Annotated in this window: 21 protein-coding genes and 1 pseudogene; 6 read left to right on the forward strand and 16 right to left on the reverse strand. The window is 54.4% G+C overall.

All coding sequences use genetic code 11. The features are described 5' to 3' along the window. Nucleotides 1–396: 396 nt before the first annotated feature. Nucleotides 397–1305 carry a LysR family transcriptional regulator gene (locus tag SJY13_RS13170; protein ID WP_377191393.1) on the reverse strand — a complete coding sequence of 303 codons (909 nt, stop codon included), beginning with the start codon at nt 1303–1305 and terminating at the stop codon, nt 397–399. Nucleotides 1306–1406: 101 nt separating this feature from the next. Between SJY13_RS13170 and SJY13_RS13175 the strand changes: the two genes are divergently transcribed. After that, on the forward strand, nt 1407–2630 hold the full coding sequence (locus SJY13_RS13175) for an NADH:flavin oxidoreductase/NADH oxidase family protein (protein ID WP_377191394.1): 1224 nt from the start codon (nt 1407–1409) through the stop codon (nt 2628–2630). 23 nt (nt 2631–2653) lie between these two features. Here SJY13_RS13175 and SJY13_RS13180 read toward each other — a convergent pair whose 3' ends face one another. The 4 genes from SJY13_RS13180 to SJY13_RS13195 form a co-directional block, all read right to left on the reverse strand. Next, on the reverse strand, nt 2654–3055 hold the full coding sequence (locus SJY13_RS13180) for a VOC family protein (RefSeq protein ID WP_377191395.1): 402 nt from the start codon (nt 3053–3055) through the stop codon (nt 2654–2656). Further along, nucleotides 3052–3360: an ArsR/SmtB family transcription factor gene (locus tag SJY13_RS13185; protein ID WP_377191396.1), complete on the reverse strand. Its 309-nt coding sequence runs from the start codon at nt 3358–3360 to the stop codon at nt 3052–3054. The genes SJY13_RS13180 and SJY13_RS13185 overlap by 4 nt, the downstream gene beginning before the upstream one ends. 187 nt (nt 3361–3547) lie before the next feature. Beyond that, nucleotides 3548–4480, reverse strand: coding sequence for a DMT family transporter (locus SJY13_RS13190; RefSeq protein ID WP_377191397.1), 933 nt, complete (start codon nt 4478–4480; stop codon nt 3548–3550). A gap of 557 nt (nt 4481–5037) precedes the next feature. Continuing rightward, the gene (locus SJY13_RS13195) at nt 5038–5907 is read right to left on the reverse strand and encodes a LysR family transcriptional regulator (RefSeq protein WP_377191398.1); all 870 of its coding nucleotides are present in this window, start codon (nt 5905–5907) and stop codon (nt 5038–5040) included. Between the two features lie 118 nt (nt 5908–6025). Here SJY13_RS13195 and SJY13_RS13200 point away from each other — a divergent pair, with 118 nt between their 5' ends. The 3 genes from SJY13_RS13200 to SJY13_RS13210 are packed head-to-tail and all read left to right on the forward strand — an operon-like array spanning nt 6026 to nt 8394. After that, nucleotides 6026–6895, forward strand: coding sequence for a HalD/BesD family halogenase (locus SJY13_RS13200; RefSeq protein ID WP_377191399.1), 870 nt, complete (start codon nt 6026–6028; stop codon nt 6893–6895). An 11-nt stretch (nt 6896–6906) separates the two neighbouring features. Continuing rightward, nucleotides 6907–7458 (forward strand): isochorismatase family protein, encoded by a 552-nt coding sequence (locus tag SJY13_RS13205; RefSeq protein WP_377191400.1) that lies wholly within the window; start codon nt 6907–6909, stop codon nt 7456–7458. Nucleotides 7459–7482: 24 nt separating this feature from the next. Beyond that, a complete protein-coding gene (locus SJY13_RS13210) occupies nt 7483–8394 on the forward strand; it encodes an NAD(P)-dependent oxidoreductase (protein WP_377191401.1) in 912 nt (303 codons plus the stop codon). 242 nt (nt 8395–8636) lie between these two features. Here the strand turns inward: SJY13_RS13210 and SJY13_RS13215 are convergent. The 5 genes and pseudogenes from SJY13_RS13215 to SJY13_RS13235 all read right to left on the reverse strand — a co-directional run. After that, nucleotides 8637–9137 (reverse strand): annotated as a pseudogene (locus SJY13_RS13215) (hypothetical protein); the annotation flags it as partial. Nucleotides 9138–9158: 21 nt separating this feature from the next. Then, nucleotides 9159–9668: a hypothetical protein gene (locus tag SJY13_RS13220; RefSeq protein ID WP_377191402.1), complete on the reverse strand. Its 510-nt coding sequence runs from the start codon at nt 9666–9668 to the stop codon at nt 9159–9161. Then, on the reverse strand, nt 9665–10297 hold the full coding sequence (locus tag SJY13_RS13225) for a DUF1348 family protein (protein ID WP_377191403.1): 633 nt from the start codon (nt 10295–10297) through the stop codon (nt 9665–9667). The genes SJY13_RS13220 and SJY13_RS13225 overlap by 4 nt, the downstream gene beginning before the upstream one ends. 108 nt (nt 10298–10405) lie before the next feature. Next, nucleotides 10406–11272 carry a LysR substrate-binding domain-containing protein gene (locus SJY13_RS13230; RefSeq protein WP_377193641.1) on the reverse strand — a complete coding sequence of 289 codons (867 nt, stop codon included), beginning with the start codon at nt 11270–11272 and terminating at the stop codon, nt 10406–10408. A gap of 358 nt (nt 11273–11630) precedes the next feature. Next, nucleotides 11631–13373: a tetratricopeptide repeat protein gene (locus tag SJY13_RS13235; RefSeq protein WP_377191404.1), complete on the reverse strand. Its 1743-nt coding sequence runs from the start codon at nt 13371–13373 to the stop codon at nt 11631–11633. A gap of 359 nt (nt 13374–13732) precedes the next feature. Here SJY13_RS13235 and SJY13_RS13240 point away from each other — a divergent pair, with 359 nt between their 5' ends. Continuing rightward, nucleotides 13733–14599, forward strand: a complete 867-nt coding sequence (locus SJY13_RS13240) for an NAD(P)-dependent oxidoreductase (RefSeq protein ID WP_377191405.1) — start codon at nt 13733–13735, stop codon at nt 14597–14599. A 474-nt stretch (nt 14600–15073) separates the two neighbouring features. Here SJY13_RS13240 and SJY13_RS13245 read toward each other — a convergent pair whose 3' ends face one another. Next, on the reverse strand, nt 15074–17608 hold the full coding sequence (locus SJY13_RS13245) for a cation:proton antiporter (RefSeq protein ID WP_377191406.1): 2535 nt from the start codon (nt 17606–17608) through the stop codon (nt 15074–15076). Between the two features lie 419 nt (nt 17609–18027). Between SJY13_RS13245 and SJY13_RS13250 the strand changes: the two genes are divergently transcribed. Next, on the forward strand, nt 18028–19638 hold the full coding sequence (locus SJY13_RS13250; protein ID WP_377191407.1) for an AMP-binding protein: 1611 nt from the start codon (nt 18028–18030) through the stop codon (nt 19636–19638). A 343-nt stretch (nt 19639–19981) separates the two neighbouring features. On the opposite strand, the gene SJY13_RS13255 is transcribed toward SJY13_RS13250, so the two are convergent. The 5 genes from SJY13_RS13255 to SJY13_RS13275 form a co-directional block, all read right to left on the reverse strand. Next, nucleotides 19982–20950, reverse strand: a complete 969-nt coding sequence (locus SJY13_RS13255) for an SMP-30/gluconolactonase/LRE family protein (RefSeq protein ID WP_377191408.1) — start codon at nt 20948–20950, stop codon at nt 19982–19984. A 257-nt stretch (nt 20951–21207) separates the two neighbouring features. Then, nucleotides 21208–21870, reverse strand: a complete 663-nt coding sequence (locus SJY13_RS13260; RefSeq protein WP_377193643.1) for an alpha/beta hydrolase — start codon at nt 21868–21870, stop codon at nt 21208–21210. A 12-nt stretch (nt 21871–21882) separates the two neighbouring features. Next, nucleotides 21883–22383, reverse strand: coding sequence for a hypothetical protein (locus tag SJY13_RS13265; RefSeq protein ID WP_377191409.1), 501 nt, complete (start codon nt 22381–22383; stop codon nt 21883–21885). 254 nt (nt 22384–22637) lie between these two features. Continuing rightward, entirely contained in the window at nt 22638–23384 is a 747-nt protein-coding gene (locus tag SJY13_RS13270; protein ID WP_377191410.1) for a porin family protein, read from the reverse strand. A gap of 69 nt (nt 23385–23453) precedes the next feature. Then, nucleotides 23454–24662, reverse strand: a complete 1209-nt coding sequence (locus tag SJY13_RS13275) for an AraC family transcriptional regulator (RefSeq protein WP_377191411.1) — start codon at nt 24660–24662, stop codon at nt 23454–23456. Between the last annotated feature and the right edge of the window lie 287 nt (nt 24663–24949).

Consider the following 24949-nt stretch of genomic DNA (forward strand, 5'->3'; position numbering starts at 1 on the left):
TGCGATGAGAACCCTAGCAGGCGCAATCGCTTGAGTGCGACGGAGGCAAATGAGGGATCGGCGATGTTCATCTCACAGAAATCGCACCAGTCGGTATGATTTCGGGCCGACTGAAACAGGTGCAAGGCCTTCGAAATTCTGCTCTAAACACCTGCGAGGAGGCGCGCCGGACAAGGCAATACGAATGTGGACGGCAATGCTGCTGGTATTTCGAAACGGTGCTTTGGTGGGCAACAGATGGCAAATGAAGGAAGAAACCGACGATCACGGAAAAGAAGCGACTAACTGTCTTCTGGCCGGTATTGCCTCTGCATAAACGACACGATCAAGGCTTCCGGAATGGTTGGCAATCCACGCAATTGGGCTTTTGCGCGGCCCACAGATCATTCGTTGGTGTTAAGCGAAACTCCCAGTGGCCTTTTCAGTGAAACGATCAGCGAGATAGTCGGATAAGGCCCGAACGCGTCGCGGCAGGTAAGGCATTTCCGGGCGTAAAATGAAGATCCCACCACCTGCGCTCGGCTCCGTGTGATCGGGCAAAACCGAGTGCAAGCGCCCTGTTTGCAAGTCATGAGAGATGAGAAACTCCGGTAGCCATGCTATGCCGCGCCCAGCGCGGCACGCTGCGTGAAGCGCGTCGAGACTGTTGCAGGAGAATCCTGGCCCAAGCCGCGATACGCCCCCCGCTGTTCGTATGAATCCCCAATCCGAAAGCTGCTTTTCCTGACCGAGGCGCAGACATTTGTGCGTGGTGAGGTCCACTGGCCGCTGAGGAACACCATGCTGTTCGAGATAGGCAAGCGCGGCGCAGGGAACCCGCCGATTGTTCGTCAGCTTTCGCGAAATAAGAGATGAATCTGGCAAGACGCCGCTGCGGACCGCGATATCGAAGCCCTCTCCTACCAAGTCGACGATCTTGTCTGTCAGCAGCAATTCGATATCGACCTCCGTATTGAGTTCCATGAATTCGATCACCAAAGGGACCACATGTAACTGGCCAAGCGCCGCCGAACTCGTCAGGCGGATTGGGCCGCGCAGGTTGCCGGTGTCATCGGCGATATCTTCTTCCAAGGCCGTCAGACGGGCAAGAATATCCCTTGCTTCCCCCACATATCGCTGCCCCGCCTCGGTCAACGTCATTCGCCGGGTCGAGCGGACAAGAAGCGGCACCCGCAACTTCTGCTCTAGTTGATACATCCGCTTTCCGACAGCCGATGGGGTGTATCCCAACACGCGGGCAGCAGCCGAAAAGTTGCCGTGGTCAACGACAGCCAACAATATTTCCAGTTCGGTTTTTAGTGTCATTTGATCCAAAAACTATCAAATGTTGATCCAAAAAACCAGATTATCAGTGTACTTTTTCCAAGTTATCTCAGGAGTGGATCAATAAACCAAGGGGATTTGCCTTGACCTCCGCTTCGAACACCTCTCTCTTTTCACCGCTCACTCTGCCGAATGGGCGTGTGTTGAAGAACCGGATCATCAAATCGGCGATGTCGGATTCACTGGGTGATGGCCGGGGCAACCCGACCGCTGCACAGATGCGTCTCTATGAACGCTGGGCTGCTGGTGGCACGGCGGCGTCGATCATCGGTGAGGTGCAGGGTGATCCGCGTTACCCCGAAAAACCAGGTAATCTTGTGCTCGATAGTCAATCTGACACAGCGGCCTTCAGTGACCTTGCCCAGCGCGGATCGGCCAACGGTGCGCAGCTCTGGCTGCAGCTTGGTCATGCCGGAGCTTTGGCGCATCGGCCGATCAGCCTTCCCAAGGGCCCGAGCGCCATAGACTTTCCAGATTTCCATAGCGAAGCAATGTCTCTGGTTGAGATCAAGGCTATTCCAGAGTGTTTTGCCCGCACAGCCCGTTATGCGGCCGAACTGGGATTTGGTGGTGTTCAGGTTCATGCCGCACACGGATTTCTACTGAGCCAGTTCCTCTCTCCACTTTTCAACCACCGGACGGATGAATACGGCGGTCAGATCCATGCGCGGATGCGCCTTTTGATCGAGACAGTTGAAGCCGTCCGCGAAGCGGTGCCGTCTGATTTTACAGTGGCGGTCAAATTGAACGCCACTGACCAACTTGCCGGCGGGCTGACAGAAGAAGACGCGCTCAGGGTGGTTGCAGCTCTTGAAGGTAAGGGCGTTGATCTGCTGGACATCAGCGGTGGAACCTATTTCCCCGGCGCGCCCTCAAGTTCCGAACGTGCGACCAGCGGCCCGTATTTTCTGGATTTTGCCCGGGCGGCACGGGCGGTGACTGCGATGCCGCTCATGGTCACCGGCGGGTTCAAACATCGCAAAGAGGCAGAGGCCGCCGTCGTTTCAGGGGATGTGGATGCGGTGGGTATAGCACGGGGCTTCATCCTTGATCCCGCTTTGCCCAAGACATGGCAGGCGGGAAACGGAGATCCCACCTTCCCGCGCTTCTCCACTCTGCCACCAGGTGGCATGACGGCATGGTTCACGATGCGAATGGCAGATCTGGGGTACGATCGGGAAGGCCTGGCGGATCGCGATATCGCCCAGGCTGTAGCCGAATATGAAAAACGCGACGAGCAGCGAGCAGCGACCTGGAAAAAGAGGTTTGCTTGTCGTGAAGCCCATACCGGGGCCAGCCAGGCGTAGGCAGGGTCGAAATACCGCGGTGATCACGCGGCAGCGGTGTCTGTCATCTCGATCAGTTGAATGAGATTGCCGCACGTGTCATCGAAAACCGCCATGCGAACCGGTCCTGCATCCATAGGCTCAACAACAAACTCTACGTCCAGCTCGTCCAGTCTTTTTCGTTCCGCATCAAGGTTCACAACCTGAAAGGAATGCGCGGGAATACCATCGGCAACCAGCGCGTCCTTGTAGGGCTTCACAGCCGGATGTTCACTTGGCTCAAGGAGCAATTCCGGCCCATCTGGATCTTCGCAGGATACAACCGTCAACCAACGACTTGCACCTAAGGGGATGTTGTTCTTCACCGTGAAACCGAGGACATCAGTGTAGAATTTCTCTGCTTTGTCTTGGTCATCGACAAAGACGTTCGTCACATAGATTTTCATGGTTTTTCTCCATTCTGTTTGTATTTTTTGATCCATAAAGCCGCCGCGACATGATCATCGCCGATAGACAACGAATGTGCTTTTGTGCGCCCTTTCCAGGATGTCTCGATCAAGCCAGCTTTCTCTAAAACAGCAAGGTGCTGGGAAACCGTCTGACGGGACAATGCAACGCCATCCTTGGCAACCGATGACGCACAGACCTCGAACAAGGACTGAGCCGGTTGCTTGCTCAGACGGACGATGATGCGACGGCGCGTGCTGTCAGCAAGGGCTTTGAAAATGAGATCGAGTTGAGCATCTGTCATCGATTGCCGATATGCAGCAATATTACTGCATGTTAAGCTTGGTCGATAGGCCGTCATCTGTCCGGATCAGAGCAATGCCTGCAAAGTTGCGCTGTGCCGACATGATGGCTCACGTTGAACCCGCGCAGGACCGGGTCGAGTTGTGACAGAAATCCTCACTCGGGAAAGGGTTTTGTCCGCGGTTTCATCATTTTGCATGGCGCGGCTTGCGACGTAGCAATCGCGAGAACAACCGCCCGTCCGTGACCGCGAAACCCAGAGCAATTATGCCAAATCCGATCCATGCTTCCGGCTCCATCCGCTCGCCCAGGAACATCACACCAAGCGCAATTGCGAAAGGCGGGATTAGCAAGGTGACCAAAAGCAGATTTGCAGCGCCCGCCCGGGCCAGGATTGCAAAGTAAAGAATATAGGCCAGCACAGTAGAGAGGGCCACCAAACCCAACAGCGCAGCCCAAACACTTGGGGATAGCGCAAAACTCGGGGGACCATCGACGACATAGACAACCGGGACCATGAGAATTGTGCTGCCAACCAACATGCCAAACGCGTTTACCAGTGGGGGTTGATCGGACAGCGCAGTCCGTCCCCAAACACCGGCGAAGGCATACGACAGCGTCGCGCCGAGGATTGCGAGCTGCGCCAGATTGCTGGGGTTGAATTCCGTCAACGCGCTTGGCCCCATGATGAAGGCCACCCCGGCGATACCCAAAGCGGCACCCACAATTTTCTTCGGTGTCAGGGGTTCGTCTTTGAGAAGTACACCCGCTACAACAGCCGCAAACATCGCTGTCGTCGCATTCAGTATCGAGGCAAGCCCACTGTTGATCTGCGTCTGCCCCCAAAAGATCAGCGAAAAGGGAATGGCGTTGTTGAGCGCCCCCATAACAAGAAAAGCGCCCCAAACTCTTAAAGACGTTGGAAACCGCAATCCTTTCAGGCCGACGATCAGGGCAAGCAGAGGAACAGCCCAGAAAACCCTGTGAAGAGTGATCGTGAGGGGCGGCACTTCCGACAACGCTACTTCGGCGAAAAAGAACGATCCGCCCCACACCGCAGCGAGCAGCAGCAACATGATCGCAGCCTTCAGATCAATCGATGTCATCGGAGTTTGAGCCATGTCTTGCGTATCCAACGGTAAACTTGCGACCACTAAGTTATCTCGCGCCTCGCGGAACAGGCGACCCGTTTCTTGCGAATTGGCACGAAGGGGGAAGCTTTTCCTGCCAGCCACAAGCTTAACATGACTGGGTCATGGTTCAGTCTCTGCCATTAGTTTAGGTGGACCTGTCACGGTTTGATGCCGCCCCAAGTTCTCGTTTATGCAGCCTGAGCCTAGAAGGCCAATTCAACATGCTGATGATAGATCGCACCTTGCATATGTTGATGGAGAAAGATCGATTGAAGGCGCTAAAGCGGGCAGAAGTTGTGAGCGCTGGGAAACGTTTCTTGAATTCAATGTATCGGCTTCTGGTATGCCAACCTGTGCTGTTGGCACGCGCATGAGGCCGTCGGCGAACGCTCGGAGAAGTTCCCCACAATCGGGCTGAACCTGTCGTCAAAAAGCGCGACCCTTCAGTGCCGGAGTTGCGGCTATCTCGGGCAGATTGCCTGAAGGCACTTCTCGAGATGTCCCAAAAAGTTTATGGGTTTACCCTGGTGGCTGCGAAGCAATCCTCAAAAGCAGGTTGCCACCCATTCACAAAATGCTGTTGATGCGCGTTTCTCGATTGGGGTGGTATTTCGTTGGACGACATAATGTGACTGACCGTTTGCGACCGGATCGCCGACAATTTTGATTGGTCGACCCGTCGCGATGGCTTGCCGTGCAAACCGCTCAAACATAATGGCACATCCGTTCTCGGATGCTGCTATTTCACAGGCAGCTACAGAGGTATCGACGACAATTCGCGGGGAAATGTTGTCAGTTGGCAGGCCATTGGCGGAAAGATAACGCGCCCAATGGTCGTCAAAGCCCAAGACGTGAATCGCGTCGAGCTTAGTCAGATCTGCGAGCCTTTGGATCTTCGTTGATGTTTGCATCCCGCAAACGGGTACGATCCGCTCGTCCGACAGCTTGACCATGTGTGGGTCAAATTGGTTCTGCGCGGCCAACAAAATCTCGACGTCTACGGGGTGTTTTTCTAACTCGTTTTGCCACAACGACGTTACTAGCTTGATCCCGATGTTGGGATGTGCCTCCTGGAAGGCAGGCAGTTTCGGCGAGAGCCAGATGATCATCGCCGCCGAGGCGCGCAGAATGATGGTTGTGTCTAACTCAGGCCCGAAAAGCCCGCTTGTTGAAAACGCGATGTGTTCAAGCGCATCACGCACCGAAACCAAATAGGCTTGACCGATGTCCGTAAGCTGCAGGCTTTTGGCGCGGCGGATGAATAGTTTTTGCCCAAGCTTGGTCTCTAGCGCCTTGATATGTTGGCTGACGGCTGTTTGCGTCAGGCCCAATTCATGGCTTGCGGCCGTAAAGCTTAGATGGCGAGCGGCGGCATCAAATGTGCGCAGCCAATTCAGGTTGAGGTTCTGCTTCATCCGCATGGCATAAGTTATTTATGTGCTTGAGGGCAATTAGTTTCGTTTAACTTCTGGCATTAACCGAACTACCAAAACGTAACGGCCCTGTAAGGACTCGAATTCAGAGGAGAGCATGATGTCAAAAACCGATCTGGGAACCGATGCAGACATGGCCCTGAACCTTGTCGATCTAGCGCGCTACCCCATTGCTGATCTGGAAACAGGCGAAGGCGCGGAGTTTCTCAAAGCGTGTCAGGACCATATGGAAACGCATGGCTGGTGCAATCTGGATGGGTTCATCCGCCCTGACGCTCTTGCCGCCCTCGAAGACGAAGCGACCAACTTTTTGCCCGGAGCCGAGGTTCTGACCATCAAGCGGAACATTTATCAGGGTGCAGTTGATCCTACGCTGCCTGCTGATGACCCCCGACGTCGCGAATATACCCATGTTGCGACCCAATTGGCCGACGACCAATTGCCCGCAGATACGCTGATCCAGCAGCTTTATCAGTCAGAAATTCTTACTGATTTTGTCCGTCGAGTACAAAAGAAACCTGTGCTGTATCGCTGCGCTGATGAATTCCAGGCATTGAATGTTGTCGCACTATACCCCGGCAGTTGGCACGCATGGCATTACGACACGACTGAATGCACGGTGACGTTGCTTTTGAAAGCTGCGGAAAGTGGTGGCGACTTTGCTTTCCTTCCAAATTCCCGCACCGACGAGACCGAAGACCGCGCCGCTGTCGACCGTTTGTTGGCCGGAGACATGTCGCATACGCAAAAGTTCGATCGTGGGGCTGGAACGTTCACGCTGTTTCGCGGTGGATATTCCTTGCATGGTGTTACCGAAGTGTTTGGCGCACATCCCAGAATTACGGCAATTATGACCTATGATGAACAGATGGGCCGTGTCATCAGCGACGACATCAATGTGCGCATTTATGGCAAACGTGTCGAAAAAATTCTTGGCGATCGCAAAGCCGCGATGACACAGGCACAATAAGGAAAACTCGAATGAAAACTGCTCTTCTCGTTATTGATGTGCAAATGGCACTCGCTCATGAAGACGCCGCCGGTGCCGAGCGATCGTGCCCGGAAGCTTCCGAAAATATCGCACGATTGCTGTCACAGTTTCGCGGGTCCGGCGACAAGATCATCCATGTCCATCACCATGGCACTGATGCGGATGATCCGTTTCGTCCAGACGTTCCAGGCGCTGCTGTTCAGCCATTTGCAGCCCCTCAGAATGATGAGCAGGTGATCATCAAGCACGTCTCCAGCGCGTTTGGCGGAACGACACTTCTGTCGGATTTGCGAGCTGCGGGTATTGAACGGGTGATCATCTGTGGTGCCACCGCCAATCATTGTGCGGAATCGGCTGCACGTTCGGCCAGCAGCCTTGGTTTTGATATGGTCTATGCGTCTGACGCAGTTTGGGCCTACAACTCGACGGGGCCGGATGGGGTGACCCATACCGCCGAGCAAATTCACTCAGTCACGCTTGCCAACCTTCACGGCGAATTTGGTACGGTTCAATCGACCGATGAAATCCTAGCCGCTGCATAGTTACCAACCTTAGGAGACGAACACATGCGCATTGGCTTTATCGGGCTTGGCACGATGGGTGGAGCTGCGGCCCTGAACTTGATCAAGGGCGGCCATCAGCTGGCCGTTTGTGATCTGGACCCTGACCGCGCCAATCAGCATCTCGAACTTGGAGCATCTTGGGCTGACACGCCTGCCATGGCCGCCAAAGGAGCCGACATCGTCTTTACCATGGTGTTTGGCCCAAAGCAGATCGAACAAGTGGTGCGCGGTGAGAACGGGCTTCTTTCAGCGATGGAGGAGGGTCAGATCTGGGTCGATATGACGACCAATCAGCCCAATCTTGCGCGGGAACTTGGCCTCGAACTTGCTGCCAAAGGCGCGCAGGCGGTTGATGCGCCAGTGTCTGGAGCGGTTGATGGTGCCCGTACAGGCAACATGCCACAGTTCGCAGGCGGCAGCGAGGAGACCATCGAACGCATCCGCCCTGTAATGGAGCTCATGGGGCCGATGCATTACATGGGGCAAAGCGGCAGCGGATCAATCACCAAACTGGCCAGCAACCAACTCTGGGCAATTCACGCCACAGCGATGGGTGAAGCACTGGTCATGGCCGTAAAGTCCGGCGTTGAATTGTCCCGCGCCTGGGAGGCCCTGAAAATAGGGGCTAGCGAAAGCTGGTGCATGCACCATGATGCCCCCTCGGTCTTTGCCGGGCACTACGATCCATCCTTCACGTTGGACCTGTGTCAAAAAGATCTGGGGCTCATTGTCGAGGCCTGCGATGATGCCGGGACAGCAGCGCCAGCAACGCGACTGGTGTGCGCGCAATTTGAAGAAGCGCGACAAACTTACGGCGGCGACAAAGGCGAGCTGCATGTGGTCAAGCTGGAAGAAGATGCCGCGGGAGTGTCACTGCGCATGGAAGGAGACTGGATACCTCATTGGGAAAAGTAGTGAACGAGAAACCCTATGGCCGCTCTGCAAAGTCCCAGGATCAGACATTGGCGCAGCTGCGGCGAAATAGCGCTTTGTCCGCGTTGCAGTCGCCGAGCTATCTTCCGATTTAGTGCTTGGGCGAAGGTCCGCTACGCGGGCTGCAACCGCAGCATCGTGACGCATCGGCCAATGGCCGGTTTGGGCCGGTGAAGACGGGAGAGGCGCCGTCGGATAAGACTGCGTGTCCCGCTACCAGCCCCTCAGATCATTAGATGCGATTGATGAGACGGCGTAGCTAACATGTCCAAAGACACCAGGCCCGGAGCGGCTTTGATGACTTCGACAATCCGGTTCATCATCGTTGAACAGGTAACAAAGCGCGTCGGCACATTGTCATTCCGCAGGTGCAAGTCGGGCTTGCCGTAGACCCGCCAGGTGTTGCTATCGGTTTCACCTTCTTGGTGAATGCGGCCTTCCATTCTGAACTCGAACTGAGGCCTTTCCACGGTAGTGACTGTCGTCGTGTCTATGGTTCCGATCAGAGAACCTACCGCGACCTCAGTCCCAAGCGCGCGACAAGCAACTGGGGCGTCGGCCACGATTGGTAGTACCGTTGAACTGATAATTGCGACGGACAGGTCCAGCCGCGACACCATCGCTTCCAAGGTTTGCCGCGCTACGAATTCAGGCCATCCGTCTTCAGCAACATGTCGTTCGAACTCGGCACGAAGCATATCGATGCACAGGTGTCGCGCGACTTCAGGCCCGTAGTTGTCGACATTTCAAACAGAGTGTCCTTCGACCCGGTCTATCCTGTGCGATGCGCCCAAAAGAGTGGTGATCAGGTTCAGCCAGAAGACATCCTGGGTGCCGGATGCCGCGAGCGTAACACCGTTCGCCCTGGCCAACACGTCAAGCTCCTGTGCCAAATCCGGCGCACTTATCCAAGGGTAGACGGTTTTCTCCTCAATTGTGACAGCATTCACTTCGTTCTCCAGGCACACCGCGAAATGCCGCTGCATGGTCTCGAGGTAACTCCCGACGCAGACGATGGCGATGTCGGCGCCGCGAGCCAGAACCGCTTTTGCATCTGCCTCAGCCTTAACTCCCAGTGATGTTCCAAGACCTGCTAAATCTCCCAGATCACAGCCACCTTGCTTTCGCTGCGTCCGATCGCTCCGATGATATCTAAACCACGTTCCACAAGAAGCCGGGTAAACGACCGAGCCCATTTCTCCGACACCGTAAACGATCTCCCGCACTGGCCGTGAGTTCTTGTTAGCGACCGTCATTCACCCGCAACCTGGCGTTCATAGTCGGCGTTGTCATACCAACCCAGCGACTTGATCACCTTGAGATCGTCGTCCAGATCCCATTCCTCCCAACCAGAGAACTTCACATGGCTGCCCGTTTCTTTGTGGTGTCCCTCAAAGGTCCACGCGTAGACCATATGGTGATCGGCAACTAAAACACTGTCGAGCTTGAGGGCGAGATTAGGAAAGTCGGCCATAAAACCCGCAGCCATTTCGGCGATTTCGGCTTGGCTTGTCATCGGGTCGCCGCGGTTCATACCCATGGTCGTGTCATTTGCGTATCTGCTTGCCACGGCCTCTGGATTTCGTTCGGTCCAAGCGTCGCAATGCGCTTTCGCCATTCTTTGAGCAGTCTCAAAATCAGGTATCAAAATATCCCCCAGAAAGCAGCAACTGCGTTTCAGCGAAGTTAGCGCATGGAAACCAACTTCATCAAGGCGACGGGAAATGCCACTGAGGTCACGCAAATACGAGAAGTTTGCAGGACCAAAGCACGTTTTCATCCCGGCTTGCCAGCGGTATTCGGGTTTAATCAGCGTCAGGTAGTCAGCGAATGTCGTGCCAAAGTACTCTTCCTCAATCTTGGTAACCGCGACATCACCGGTCAAGTCAACATTCCCGTCGTCACATTTGGCAGCGATTTCATTCAACGCGACTTCGAGCCCAGAAGTCGGACAATCTGTTGTGTTTGATTACATACTGCCAACTGCTAGGAACTATGCAGTAGCGACCCCTTGACCGCATCGCGCCTCCTGCTGCAGCCACTTTCGCACAACACTGACGGCTCGCCGCCTTCCTGCGCGTTGGTTGGTGGCGAGGTAATATCCACCAAAACGAATTTCAACGTCGTTGAGGCGCACCAACTCACCCGTCTCAACCTCTGTTTGACAAAGGTGCTGATCCATCAGAACCGCCCCCAAGCCTGCCACGGCTGACTGGATTGATAGCAGCGCTCCTAATGGATGAGGCAGATCAAGAGTAGGAACCTCTTTCAAACCAGATTTTGAGAACCATTCTGGCCAAAGGCGGAAGGTTGCCTCTTCAATCAATGGGCCGGATGCCAGAGCCTCAAGATCAGCCTTAGAGCTGGCATTTGGCGCAAAGCTTGGGGCGGCAAATGCTCTGACCAGAGATGGGAACAACAGGTCGTATCCTTCGTCTGGATGGGTGCGAAGATATCTTAAGCCCAGATCGAAGTCATGCGCTTCAATATCCATGACCTCAGTTGTGATTGAAAGTCGCAGGTCTATCTCTGGATGCGCATCTTTCAGTCGCGGTAGGCGCGGCACCAGCCATTTTTGCGCGACGGCACTCTCAGTCGTCATGGTAACGACACCTTTGGGCGCAGAGATCAGAGCGTCAGTTGCGATTGCAATTTGATCAAGAGCGGGTGTGATCTGACCCAAGTAGATTTGCCCTTGTTCTGTGAGGGCAACACCGGATTTTTGCGTCCGGAAGAGATGCACGTTTAGCCGTTTTTCCAACCCGCGAACGTGACGGGAAATTGCAGAGTGCGATACGCTCAATTCCTCAGCTGCATGGGTAAAGCTACCCAACCTTCCAGCAGCCTCAAATGCACGCAGCGGATTTAGGGGAGGTCAGTTTCTTGGCATGATAGATTGTGACTTTTTGGAACAATTAATGTCAAGAAACGGCGTTTGTGGGATACCAAATTTTTTATGAATGTAGGTGGACACCAAAAACAGGAGGGCCAAATGAAATATGCCGAATCTCGTGATTTTGTATCACATCGTCAAACCCCCATCTCAGGAGTCAAAAGTTCGTACGCCTTGTATGAAAAAGTCAAAGAGTCGCTCCGTTCGCTGTTAGCAAAGCGAAATGATCCGGCGAGAATGAGCAGGGTTGAACGGCAAGATTCCGGAATCTCCTAAGCTGAGACTGATTGGCATAACGCCTTACACGGACCTTTGATTAAATAAGTCAGGCAGGCAAACCAGCTTTACGCAGACCGGTCGCCAAAACTTCGAAATCGTCCAGACGCCGCCACATGGATTCATAACCATGCGCAAGAGAGGAGAGATTATCTTCGGTCACTTCGATGCCTCGACTCCCAAATTCGTCATGACGTTCCGCGATAAATTCCTGCAAGGCAGCCGCCGCCTCAGATTGCCGGCCACGATGCGCGTAAGAAGCTGCCACGAATGCTGTAGCTAACGAGTTGAGCCGCGCCTCGCCAATCAAAAAGCCGATTGCTTCCTCGTAGTTTCCGCAGAAGAATTCTATCTGCCCCATAATCCAATCGATGGACGGGGGATGAAACGGATCTAATCGCATCGCTTCCGATACGACATCTCTCGCCTTCTCGTGCCTCCCCAGCAACAGAAAAGCATAACCACACCACGCCATGGACTCCGCTTCGTTTTCTATCTGCGACAAAGTCTTTTCGAACTGTGCTTCTGCTTCGTCCCAGAGTCCTGCGCAGAGATAAGCAAACCCCAGTTGGTCTTGAATGTAGACGTCCCGGTTGTCCAGTGCGGCGCCTTTTCGTGCGATATGCAGGATGTGATCTGGTGCGTCAGAGTCCGCCAATCCGAGCCAAAGATCGATAACATAGGTGTCTGAGAGGTACATGTAAGACCGAGCGATGGACGGATCGAGCGCAATGGCCCGTTCCAGCAAAGCTCGTGCTTTGGCCGTGTCCCTGGAATTTAGGCCATCTCGAAGTGCTTTGCTTCGTAGCATCAGCTCATAGGCCTTCATCTCATCTGCTGGTTTTTGCGATGATCGGTCAACAACGTTGTGTTGAACACGTCCCGGAAGGACCGCAACGATGTTGCTGGCCACCTCGTCCTGAACGGACAGGACGTCTTCCAACTCGCGATCATATCGTTCTGACCATAGCTGCGAGCCCGTACTAGCTTCCGCGAGCTGTACAGAAATCCTTACCCGGCTACCGGCCTTTCGAACGCTGCCTACTACGAGATAATCGGCTCCCAATTCTGCTGCGATCTCTGCCGGATCGGCTTCCTGTGTTCTGAAACGGAAAGATGCGTTTCTGGAGACAACCTGAAGCGTACGAAATCGAGACAACCCGGTGATAATGTCTTCCGCGATGCCATCGCTGAAGAATGCCTGCTCCGGTTCGTCACTCAAACTGTGCAAAGGTAAGACCGCGATGGTAGCTTTGCGGGGTGTAGCTGCTGGTTTCGCGTCAGGCTGTGCATGCTCCGCTCCTCCAATGCGCCAGGCCCTAACAGGCTCTGCGATGTTCTTGATGGTATGTGTGCCTGCATCTTCCCACACGACCGAAACACGGTTGCCTACCACGCGATAGACAGCGTCCGAGACGAGCACACCTCCTGGCGGGGCAAGTTGCTCTAAACGCGAGGCAAGATTGACACCAGAGCCGAAGACATCATCTTCTTGCATAAGGATATCACCAAGATTGATGCCAATGCGGAAAAGCAACGGGTCTGGCTCTTCCAAGGGAGCTTGTTGCCATTCAACGGCGCAAGAAACCGCGTCTGCAGCACTATTGAAGCTAGCCAAAAGGCCATCACCCATAAGTTTAACAATCCGTCCGTGGTGACGATTGATCAGAGGTGCAACTGTTCCAGTTAAGTGAGCGGACAACGCAGCAAACGTGCCAGCTTCGTCTCGCTCCATGCGACGAGTATAGCCGACCATATCGGCAACCAGAATTGCTGCAAGCTGTCGCTCCAAATTTGCCTCCCTCGCTCTGCATAACGACTGGTGTGGTATTAGGCCATCCGTAACTGAATGGTCACATCTATTGAGCGGAGGCTTTGTGCTCGTTGAGAGTGCTCGTCCGGCACCTGCGTACGCAAACGCAGCGTATGATCGCAAAGCGGGCGCGACGGCAGCATACGTTAAGTGTGCAGAGTTTCCGGTTTGGGTCGCTTCAACGACGACGGCAGCAATTGTTGTAGCGAGGATCAGCAATATCTAACGTTCACAGAGACCCAATGCGGCATACTAGTTTCAGAACGGGTCGTCGGTAACCTGTGCTATCGTTCAATTACCTACGATTGATGCAGAGATAGGATTTGGGGGATTATGTGATGACGAGCGATGTTACGGTTGTAGGCTTGGGTGCCATGGGATCTGCGTTGGCGGCAACCCTTTTGGACGCCGGGCGAGGCGTGACTGTCTGGAACCGTTCGCCAGACAAATTGAAGCCTTTGGTGGAGCTCGGCGCACGGGGCACCTCCGACTTGGGTGAAGCAATTTCCTCAAGTCCGAAGACGGTCATCTGCCTATTAAACTATTCGACCACGAATGCCTTGTTTGGAACACCGCAGGTCTCGAAAGCCGTTTCCGGTCGCAGCATCGTTCAGCTTGGCACGTCATCTCCTCAGGAATCCGAGAACAGTAAAACTCAATTCAATGACTGGGGCGCCGCTTACCTTGACGGGACCATTATGTGTTGGCCCGGAAACATCGGAACTCCCTCGGGCCGGATCGCGGTCGCGGGGGACAAAGCCGCCTTTGATGAGTGCGAAACTGACTTGAAAATACTCGCTGGTGATATGCGTCACCTGGGTCCAAATGTCCGTTCGGCTGCGACTTTGGAACTTGCGTTTCTGTCGCGCCTCCTTGGCATTATTTTCGGGTCAATCCACGGCGCTTTGGTCTGCGAAGCCGAAGGCGTGCCCGTATCGGAATTCACGTCCATCTTACCTCCAGGAGACAGAGCTATTCCGCTGACAGAAACAATACACGCCGGTTCATTCGATCAGATTTCCAAAGGCGGCGCATCGGTCGACGTAGCCGCAGAGGCAGTCACTGGCCTATATGACCATGCGATTTCAATAGGTATAAATAGTGAGCTTCCATCACTGATGCGTGAATGGGTGAAGAGGGCGCAAAATGCAGGTTTCGGAAAACAAGAAACCGCAGCAGTCATCAAAACACTTAGAAAACAATGAGGCCTTTGCGGCTGCTCTGGAGGCAAACTGACCGAAACTGTGCCGCGGAGGCAGTTGTCACTGGGTAACTGGAGCACTGGGACGTTCAGCCAGACTCTGTCTCGACCATTTCGCCAATTAGATATTGTTTAAGACAAGCAAGCGGCCAGTCACGCTCACCACAGAGATCATCAGCGCTGAATGGCCGCTAAGCGGGCTGCTCCGCAGTATTGGTAAGACAGGCTGAGAGTCCGGTTTGGGCCGTGATATGTCGAAGATCACGTGCCCTGCCGTCTCATACAGCTGCACTTCTTGACTGACGCTCTAAAAATGGGAGATCGGATATTGGGGCGATTGTCCGAGATGTTGAGGGTATTGACGGTTTTTCGAGTGACCAACCGTCTAATAGGAGCAGACATTCAACGAAACCGAACTCGACTGGTACCCGTGAAACAACACTGTTGTTTTCGCGGCTTCGTTCCAATTGATGATCTCTCAAGAAATGGCCCCATTTCCAGAGGAACCTGCGGGCTCATTCAGGTCCAACGCCGCAGGGTCGATCATGCGCTTATCAGCGCTCATCTTGACAGAGTTTCGCATGGCTTTGCTTCGCCGCAGCAAGCGTCGGAAACTTGCCTCGTCGAGCTCAAGTAGAGTCGAAGGTGCCAATGCCTTCACGTTTAGGCGACGGGGCCGTTTCAATAACATGGCCAATTGCCCGAACATTTCACCACGACCCAGCCGAGTGGTGTTCCTGCCGAGTTCCACTTCCACCGCCCCGGAAGCAATAAAGAATACACTTTGGGCGAACTCGTCTTTGGATATGATGGTATCACCTGAGTTGGCATATCGGGCACGCAGTACCCGGCTGAGTTTCCTGAGCGAAGACTTGTCGAGATCGGAAAATAGTGGGAATTGCCTGACTAGATCCCGTCCTTTAAGAGTGATGTCCAACTTCGGACGTCCTTCAGATAACGTACGTCGCGTCGCCACTTCCTGCATCAACACAGAATAAAGTTCTTCGCCCACAAGGCCGTCTTCGCGCATGACCGCATATTCACGTTCTTCAAGGCGCAGCGCGGTTCGCTGGATGAATCGTCGCTCTAACTTTTCGGCGTAACCGGGAAATTGCAGCCGCAGACCGTCCAGCGCCGTCTCAACCGCCTCGGATCGACGCGCCAACACTTCATCCAGCAATTCGGCAACCCGGCGGCCATGGATCCGGCGGATGCGGCCGCGGACGAATCCATCGAGGTCCTGCAGGATCAGACGTTGCATGAGCAATCTTTCGAACCTATCCGTTGTGATACGCGTGAGCGGGAACGAAATTCGAAGCCGGTTGTGCAGAAACACGGCGATCCGAAAAGATCTGCCGTAAACGACCGACCGATTTGATGCGCGCTGATAGCCGATCCGCCCGCCAGTCCGTGCGCCTTCAATGAGCCGATCCGCATCGGACAGAATCTTCTCACTCAGAACCGATGACATAGTGCGTTCCCGCATCCGAGCCAAGACGGAATCCCGCTCTGCACCGGCCAGTGCAATAAGACCAAGAGTGACCCGGTCACGATCCAGGATCTGCGCACTGTCTTCGGCGGCCTTTACGGCCTCGTCCAGGCGTTCGCTAAACTGTTTGGCTTCGTTTCTGACGATATCGTGCGTCAGGTTATAGTTTTCTGCGGTGCGGGACACGTCCTCGCGAACCGATTGCAAAGCGACAGCGACCACTTGTCGTGAAAGTGCCGTATCAAGCGGAGAAAGCTTGTCGAGCCCCAGTTTTGTGATCACCGTGCGCAAGGTTGTACCCTGAACAATCAGTGTAAACAGCGTAAAGCCAGTGGCCAGAATGCCGACCAGGCGCTTGGTCTCAAGCGGGATATGCGTGCTTTCGGTGACTGCCAGAGCCAGCGCCAGCGTCACGGCACCACGCAGCCCACCCCACAGTATTGCGGTGCGATAGGGACGTTCAACAGCTGGCGACAGACCGATTGCCGTAAGCAATGGCAGCAACCCGAACAGAATTGCCGCTCTCGCGAACATGGCAGCCAGAACCACCACAACCAGCAGGCCGAAGTCAGACGGCCGCACCTCTTCCAGCAATCGCGGTATCAGTAATGCTGCCAGAATAAAGATCAGCGCGCCTGCCCAATGTGCCAGAAGATCCCAAACTTCTTGCAGATTTGTCCAGGCGACCGGTGACAAACGACCGGGGCCTGTAAGGTTGAGGGTTAGACCAGCGGCCACCACCGCGATGACACCCGAAGCCCCGATGCTTTGTTCTGCAACGATGTAGGCGAGGTATGGCAGCGCAATGGAAATTGAAATCTGCGCCATCTCCCAGCGATCTACAAAGGCCATCAGCCAAACTGCTAGGCGCGCCATGAGCCAACCGGTGAGTACTCCGCCTGCGATTAATAGCGGAAATTGCCCCGCGGCTTCACTTAGTAATGGATTGGGTCTCCCGAGCATGACAAAGCTCATGAATAGCCCGAAAAGAGCAACCGCAGCTGCATCGTTAAGAAGGCTTTCGCCCTCGATTATTCGCGACAGCCTGCGCGGTGCCGAGATCGACCGGAAAATGCTGACAACCGCCGAGGGATCAGTCGTTGACACAATGGCGCCAACCAGCAGGCAGGCGGCCAGTGGCAGCGTGCTTACCCAACTCAGCGCATAGCCAATGGAGAATGTCGCCACAATCACTGCCACAACGGCCATCATCAGGATGGGCATCCAGTCATCCAGCATCCTGCGCAGGTTCATGCCTAGTGTGGCCTGAAAGAGCAACGTTGGCAGGAAAACATAGAGGAAGACGTCTGATCGGATCGGCAAATCAATAATCGCCCGCGCTCCGGGGTTCAGCGCATCCGTCAAGTCAGTATTGAGAAAGAACGTCGCGCCAAGCCCGATCACAATACCCAGGACGGCCAGGATAACGCTGTAAGGCAGGCGCAGCCGTGCAGCCAATGGTTCCGCCACGCCGATTACAACAAAAAGAGAAGTGATGATGGTCGTAATGACGACGATATCCATAGTTACGTATTACCTGAGAACTCGAATTAGTGGAATCCACTCTTAAACCCGGATCGACCACGTGGAATCAATGTGTGAACTTACATTTGACCAGAATGTGCAGTTGCAGCGAATGTCAGGAACGACGGACCGCAGTGCGACACCAGCGCGGTAAATGAACGGTTAGTATGAGCCGCTGGTGTCGCCAACTAAAGCTGAAATTGTGCTGATGCCGCGCAACACCCGATGGCGGCTGTGAACCCAAACCGAGCTTTGGTTCGGGACCAACGGACCACTCGTGGCGCGCTGATGTTCGCGTAATCTCCAACGTGGAAATTCGACCTATCTGAGTGCAAGGTAATTTAGGGCTGCATTTGGAGGAATACGTTTTGATGGAAATGAGTTCTGACTCTGGGACTTCCCCAGAATACTCCAAAGCGGTGGAGAAATTTGATCTGGACGTCGCGAAGTCTGTCTTTTTCGGTAATTTCAGCGAGGGGATCAATGCATGCGTAGAATGTTGTGATGCCCATTTGCAGGGCAATCCCCTGGCTTTGAACTGGATTGCATTGGACGGGCACCATGAGACCCGCGACTTTAGACAGTTGCGCGATGAAGCTGCACGCTTCGCCAACTTGCTGAAAGAGCAAGGTATCCAACCCGGCGACATCGTGGCGGGTCTGTTGCCGCGCACCCCGGATCTTGTGACAGTTGTTCTCGGCGCCCTCCGGGCCGGTGCGGCCTATCAGCCTTTGTTTACAGCTTTTGGGCCCAAGGCCATTCAGGATCGTTTGACCATGAGCGGCGCGAAGCTGGTTGTGACCGACGCCGCGAACCGCAAAAAACTCAATGGAGTGGAAGGTTGCCCGCCTGTCGCGACGATAGTGGATACACAACAAGGTGTTGTTGGGGGAGACATTGATTTTCGCCGGACAACGGCCGCGCAGTCGCCTGAGTTCGTCCCTGTTTTGCGGAACGGCGATGATCTGATGTTCATGATGGCGACTTCTGGAACTACAGGTCCTTCCAAAGGAGTTCCCGTGCCCCTAAAGGCTCTGCCTGCCTTTCGATCGTACATGGTCGAAGGGATTGGCCTGCGGCATGAGGATGTATTCTGGAACATTGCCGATCCAGGCTGGGCCTATGGTCTCTACTATGCATTGGTCGGCCCGCTACTATTGGGACATGCAACCACTCTGGTCGAGGGGCCATTCACAGTGGACAGTACATATGACGTGATTTCGAGACTGAGCGTGACTAACTTTGCAGGCGCGCCCACTGCGTTTCGACTGATTATCGCCTCTGGGACCGAACACGCGTCACGGCTGCGTGATCAGATCCGCTGTATAAGCAGCGCAGGCGAGCCACTGAATCCCGAAGTCATCCGCTGGTTTGAAACCGAACTGAATGCGACGATCAAAGATCACTATGGGCAGACCGAAACGGGTATGCTGGTGAATAACCATCACGGGCTAGAACATCCGGTACGCCCGGGATCGGCCGGCTATGTTATGCCGGGATACAGGGTCGAGGTTCTGGCTGAGGATGGCAGCATTGCGGATCTCAATGAGCCCGGTCAATTGGCGGTCAATATTGCGGATTCACCTCTCTTGTTCTTTAGCGGCTACCTGAACAAGGGCAACAAGTCGATCGAGAACGGATACTATCTGACTGGGGACACCGTGGAGCGGGATGAACACGGATGTATCACCTTCGTGGGCCGGAACGACGACGTTATCACCTCTTCGGGTTATCGCATCGGACCGTTTGACGTTGAAAGCGTTCTGATTGAACATCCCTCTGTGACCGAGGCGGCAGTGGTAGGTGTGCCGGACAAGGAACGGACCGAAATAGTGAAAGCGGTAGTCGTACTGGCGGAGGGCACAGAAGGTAGTGAGGCGTTGGCTGCAGAGCTGAAGGATTATGTCAAACAGCGCCTTTCTGCACACGCCTATCCTCGGCTTATCGAATTCGTCAAGGAACTTCCGAAGACACCCAGCGGCAAAATTCAAAGGTTCCTGCTTCGAGGGGCGAGTGTCGGTACTGCGTGATCGAGCCTATTGAAGGCAAGCTCCGTCGTTCAAGTACACGGTATCTTTGCTGGGCAACGAATGGCCACGTAGACCTTCAAATGTGAGTTCGAACTGACCCACGGTGTGGCAGCGTGACGAATGTCGGCTATGCGTGCTGCGACCGCAGCATCCGGTAGCAGCGCTGAGAGTCCGGAATGGGCCGAAATCGAGATCCGTCATCAGAGGGACAGGGGGCTATGCTGCGCCACCTCCGAGGTCTCTTGTGAGCCCAAAGTTATCACATAAAAAGGGGGGCCGGAGATATGAGAGCCCATTAGGGAAACCGTTTCTTAATCGCGCAGAAGCCCTCCAGAGAGCAGTGTTATCCTCCCGCCATGCCAGCGACGTTGACATAAAGGGCGTACACAGAATGGCTTGCTGCCATGAAAAGCTGGCTGTTGGCACGGCCTCCAAAGCAGAGATTGGCACATCGTTCAGGCAAAGCGATGCGACCTATAGGAGTTCCATCAGGGGCAAAGACCATCACTCCGTCCAGTTCGGCATCACCCATGCCCCATCCGCACCAGAGATTACCGTCTACATCCACGCGGAATCCATCTGGCGTGCCAGAACCTGCATCGATTAGCACGCGTTTGTTCCGGATCGAGGAGCCATCTGTGTTCACGTCATAAGCCAGTATCTTTCGAGACGGTTCACCACGCGATTCAACAATGTAGAGCGCGGTCTCATCGGGGCTGAAGGCCAAGCCGTTTGGTCCCAGAATGTCATCGGCTACCACTTTCAGTTTTCCGGTGTCGGGGCCCCGTCGGTATACGTTCTGGCCCAACTCTGGTTCGGCGCGATGACCTTCGTAGTTGCCTGAGATGCCAAACGGTGGATCGGTGAACCAGACACTGCCGTCGGATTTGACAATCACGTCATTGGGCGAGTTAAGTCGCTTTCCGTCAAGGCTCTCGGCTAGCACGGTGATTGAGCCATCATATTCTGTACGCGTAACCCGTCTTCCACCGTGCTCGCAGGTTATCAGGCGGCCTTGTCTGTCCCGGGTCTGACCGTTGGCGAAGTTCGAGGGCTGACGAAACGCTGATGACTGTCCGGTAACCTCGTCCCAGCGCATAATCCGGTTATTTGGAATATCACTCCATAGCAGATATCGCCCGTCACCGAACCACACTGGCCCTTCACACCAGCGACAACCAGTTGCCAATCGTTCTACACCGGCCAACGGCAGCCTGTATTTATCGAAGCGCGGATCCAGCGTCACAACGGAGGGGTCTGGATACCGCTGAGAGGGTTGCCAGCTATTTTCGAAGTCATATTTGTCCGTCATAGTGCATCCTCAGTGTGGTGCCTGCTCAAGCTAAGTGACTGGTCTTGATTTGAACAGGGCCCGCTTGTCACCATCGGCAAAGCTCCTAGGGAAGTCTGTGCAAATCTCAGTTCCGCTGATCGCAGCAGTTCGACTAGGTCTGCGTCTTCCGCCAAGCTGTGACTCGACCTGTATAGAATCAAAGTAGTCAGGTTTCCGTCCAACGTTTGTGCCCTGTGAGGACTCCGTGATCGACTTTGAACTTGCGTTGGTCGAGTTCAATTGCTCATACGATAATGTTTTAGTACCTGCGGATAATTTGGCGGAAAACTCCAGACTTCATCGCCCGTCGCGCGTACAAGCCCACGCGCTTGAGGGTCTCGGTCTGTAAGCAGAGTAAGGAACAAGTCACTGCTGGCCCACGGTGAAGACCGGAAATACCAATGACCATTTCCTGCACTGGCCTCTTCAGCCCTGGTCACATCGATGATGTGCAGGGAACCGATCTCTGACAGTCGACTCTGGAAGATCGATGCGTTTATTGCTTCGTCAGAAACCTGACCCAGACGGTCCCGTCCGAAAACGAACCGCGACATGGCGAGCGCTGAATCGGTCTGCGACTGATAGAGCGTCAAATCTGTAACCGCATCCAGCAGACCGTCTTCAATCGCCTGCAAAAAGTAGCTGCGATCAAGGTCGCTGCTGATCAGGATCAAATGCCCCAGCCGCGGCTTTGGGTTCGACCGGAGCGCAATTTGGTAAGTCGCTTCAAATGCGAGCCGCGAACCTGCGCTGTATCCTATGAGATGAATGCGGCGCGCGCTTGTATGCTTTGACAGGTATTCGATAAGGGATCGGAGGTTGCGGCGCGTCGACAACGCGGATTCCTGATCACGAAAATATGCGAACCGATGGGGTGTTGCGGGCCAATTGTAGCTTATGAATGCGCCCTGTTAGCCCAGAAAGTGCTGCAACTCTTTGGAAACAAGCGTCGAGTAATCAAAATCGACGTTGTAGCCATGGATGTAGATGAAGATGTCTTTGTTGCGAGAGGATGCAAGTTGATCCTCAATCTTCTTGGCAAAACGACGACCGACCGCCTCCATATCTTGTTGTGACGGAGGGTCTTCAAGATACCGCGTGACACTGAATGGCATGACGCCACTCTCTTGGACCTGAGAGACGCTGAGAAAAAAGTCCTTTGCTCGCTGGCTTGTCATGGTGATGCGACGAAGATCTTCCCAAGACTCCAATGGCGGGTCGATCTGCACATCGGCAACACCAGTGCGCAAAATGTGACCGCGTTCATTGTTATAGAAGGCTTGTGGGTCGACGGGACCTGCGGGTAATCGATCTGTCGCATAGAACAGCTGCGAGCGCTGATGGAAATTGTCGGCAGTAATATCAACGAAAGGGTCAATTGCGGCTTCAGCGTAGACCGTTGGCGAGGGCATCAACTCAACTTCGTCATAGACGTTTGACCCGCAAGCGGCGAGCACACAGCAAGAACACGCGGTTGCCACGTGCAGAGCCTGAGCAATCAGTCGCCTGCGTGTTCCTTTCGCCAATTGCCCGCGCCAGAGTGTTCGACCTCGGCCCTTATTGTCGGCCGCACGCCTGTAGGCATCACCGCTTACGTCCCGGTGCAATTCAGGGATCCCAGATCTGTTTGTGTTTGGCGGCGCCATCTTTCGCATTATGCAGGTACTCAGAAGCTGTAGGTCACGCCCAACACAGGCCCGGATTGCGAAAGCTTGAACCTGTCTTGACCTTCACCTTTGTCAACCATGATATAGCGATAGCCTGCCCGCAGATTCCACTTAGTGGTGATGGCATAACCTACAGTCGCTAAGAACTGCGCCATCTCGCGGTCTGAGCGAAACCCGCCATAGTCGGCCAAGGCAACGGCCGACCATCGGTCATTGATCTGATACCGGATACGGGCTGCGATCAGAGGGTCTATCCAATCGTCGCTGGTCTTAGCACTTGGCGCCGGGGTGGGGCCGCCGACCAGAGTGGTTGTGTTGCTTGTCTCAAACCAACGAAATCCACCCCCAACATCCACGGTCAGATCTTGGTTCTGATAGGCCGTGTAGGCGGCATAGCCACTGAAGAACTGCGTCTTCAGACTGGTTTCATCGCCGCTGAACACCGGGCCGGGAGTATCACCGTCAAAGGACAGGTCTGTGCACATGTAGTCCGCGATCAGTGACCATCGGCCATTTCGCGCTTCAAGCGTCCCCATGAAGGCCAGATCAAGGTTTTCAACCGCATCACTGAAGCTCAGCTCCGACTCCAACGAGCCAATTGTTGTCTTGGTGTCTGCGCCGTAGATGTAGAAGCTGCCGTAAAAGCTCCAGCCGGTATCCTGTGCCACTGCTGCGGATCCGCCAAGCAGCGTCATCGCTGCAACTAGCGAGTTAGCTGCGATACGGCATATTCTTAAGCGCTCCATGACCCGCTTCCCCGTTTTGCCTATCCAGAATTGGAAGCGCGGCAAAAGGTGGACCGCGCCGTAGTCCTGTTACGTTTCACACTCGCATTCGACTGGGTCGAGTATCGGCACAGACGCCGCGTGGCGCTTCACTTCGTGTGCGCGAAAATCAGAAGGTGTTTGACCGGTCCATTTCTTGAATGCCCGTGTCATGGCGGTTGCGTCAGAGTACCCTAGCTGATCAGCGATATCGCCGACTGACGTCGCAGACCCGGAAAGCAGGTGTTTGGCACGGTCGCATTTGGCTTCGATGACTATGCGCGAAAGAGATGTCCCATAAGCCGCAAGTCGGCGATTGAGAACAGCACCACGAGCACCGCATGCTCTTGCAAGCGTCGTAACTGAAAAGTCACTTCGCCCTACCATTGAGTTGGCAACGCTCTGGATCGAACTCAGTAAGTCTGTCGGTACTGGATTTTTGGCGTCCTGACCTGCCGGAATGCCTTCGGCGGCGGTTCGGTTAACCAAATCGTGCAGAAGCCAGGCACTTGGGAACCGGATGGAATACCCATCTGGGCCCGCACCGACTGCCCTGATACCGTAGAAGTATGATGGGAACAGATCAGGACGGTTCACCCGAACAAGGACCCTGTTTGCTTCCCAATTCTGACCAGCGGTTTCATGTAGTAACGTGGCCCACCGGCTGATCTGGAACGCATCCATATAGGCAGGAGAGCAGCGCGGCGTGAACCTGCGTTTAGCAGAAAGCACGGCGTAATCTCCGGATACATCGAGTGTCATCGTGACCGCATTTGTGTTGTTTCCCGCATGAACGCAGAACTTGCCGATGAAATCAGCCAGGGAATTGGCGGTCCGAAAGGCTTGCCCGAATGGGGATGAAACGGTCGGATCTGAAGTCTGGCCAACAAGTGCGGGAAAATCTGGTGATGTGTTTTGCGCGACCGCTTCGAACACGGCGTAGATCGTATCGTGTGGAATGAAGCAATTTGGTGCGCTTAACTCTGAAAACGAAAGATCGAAACCCGCAAGGAGATCTTCTACGGATCGACCGGATTCCCGATAAGCGACCAACAGCGGTAAGAGAACCCGCCCGCGCGCAAGTGGCGGTGTCCTGTGCTGAGCGTTCCCGTCCTGGCCCGTCATCCTACATCCTACACGAACTGCAATAAAAATTTTGAGCACTCCAAACATAGTCCGGCGCAGCTCGGTGTCCCTGACCTGTGTCAAAGCCAAACACACTTTTTGAAGAAATAAGTCAGTTCCCGCTGGATGGGGCATGCGCGAGTTAAATCTCACCACCCGATGATTGCAGTTTAAGGAATTTTTTTCTAACTGGAATTATCGGTCAGCCGCATGACCGCAAAGAAGAAGAAATTCTGACAGGCTGGTTAAAGCGTTTTCACACCCTGTCATTTTGAACCAGTTTTCCGACGCGGTTGTTCCAATCTGTCAGGGCATACATTCGAGTTCTGTGTTTTGTTGAAAAGCAATGACCACGGTTCCAATAGTAGAATTTCTGCACACCGCAAAGTGAGAGGCGTGAGTATGCGCGCCTGATCAGGTGC

The organism is Ruegeria meonggei, from assembly GCF_042768335.1.
Taxonomy (GTDB): Bacteria; Pseudomonadota; Alphaproteobacteria; order Rhodobacterales; family Rhodobacteraceae; genus Ruegeria; species Ruegeria meonggei.

What these genes read in the sequence shown, in the direction of transcription:
- SJY13_RS13210 (WP_377191401.1), top strand. Translation starts at nt 7,483, where the DNA reads ATGCGCATTGGCTTTATCGGGCTTGGCACGATGGGTGGAGCTGCGGCC.
- SJY13_RS13205 (WP_377191400.1), top strand. Translation starts at nt 6,907, where the DNA reads ATGAAAACTGCTCTTCTCGTTATTGATGTGCAAATGGCACTCGCTCAT.
- SJY13_RS13240 (WP_377191405.1), top strand. Translation starts at nt 13,733, where the DNA reads ATGACGAGCGATGTTACGGTTGTAGGCTTGGGTGCCATGGGATCTGCG.
- SJY13_RS13275 (WP_377191411.1), bottom strand. Translation starts at nt 24,662, where the DNA reads ATGCCCCATCCAGCGGGAACTGACTTATTTCTTCAAAAAGTGTGTTTG.
- SJY13_RS13170 (WP_377191393.1), bottom strand. Translation starts at nt 1,305, where the DNA reads ATGACACTAAAAACCGAACTGGAAATATTGTTGGCTGTCGTTGACCAC.
- SJY13_RS13180 (WP_377191395.1), bottom strand. Translation starts at nt 3,055, where the DNA reads ATGAAAATCTATGTGACGAACGTCTTTGTCGATGACCAAGACAAAGCA.
- SJY13_RS13245 (WP_377191406.1), bottom strand. Translation starts at nt 17,608, where the DNA reads ATGGATATCGTCGTCATTACGACCATCATCACTTCTCTTTTTGTTGTA.
- SJY13_RS13270 (WP_377191410.1), bottom strand. Translation starts at nt 23,384, where the DNA reads ATGGAGCGCTTAAGAATATGCCGTATCGCAGCTAACTCGCTAGTTGCA.
- SJY13_RS13220 (WP_377191402.1), bottom strand. Translation starts at nt 9,668, where the DNA reads ATGACGGTCGCTAACAAGAACTCACGGCCAGTGCGGGAGATCGTTTAC.
- SJY13_RS13190 (WP_377191397.1), bottom strand. Translation starts at nt 4,480, where the DNA reads ATGGCTCAAACTCCGATGACATCGATTGATCTGAAGGCTGCGATCATG.
- SJY13_RS13265 (WP_377191409.1), bottom strand. Translation starts at nt 22,383, where the DNA reads ATGCCCTCGCCAACGGTCTACGCTGAAGCCGCAATTGACCCTTTCGTT.
- SJY13_RS13195 (WP_377191398.1), bottom strand. Translation starts at nt 5,907, where the DNA reads ATGAAGCAGAACCTCAACCTGAATTGGCTGCGCACATTTGATGCCGCC.
- SJY13_RS13255 (WP_377191408.1), bottom strand. Translation starts at nt 20,950, where the DNA reads ATGACGGACAAATATGACTTCGAAAATAGCTGGCAACCCTCTCAGCGG.
- SJY13_RS13185 (WP_377191396.1), bottom strand. Translation starts at nt 3,360, where the DNA reads ATGACAGATGCTCAACTCGATCTCATTTTCAAAGCCCTTGCTGACAGC.
- SJY13_RS13200 (WP_377191399.1), top strand. Translation starts at nt 6,026, where the DNA reads ATGTCAAAAACCGATCTGGGAACCGATGCAGACATGGCCCTGAACCTT.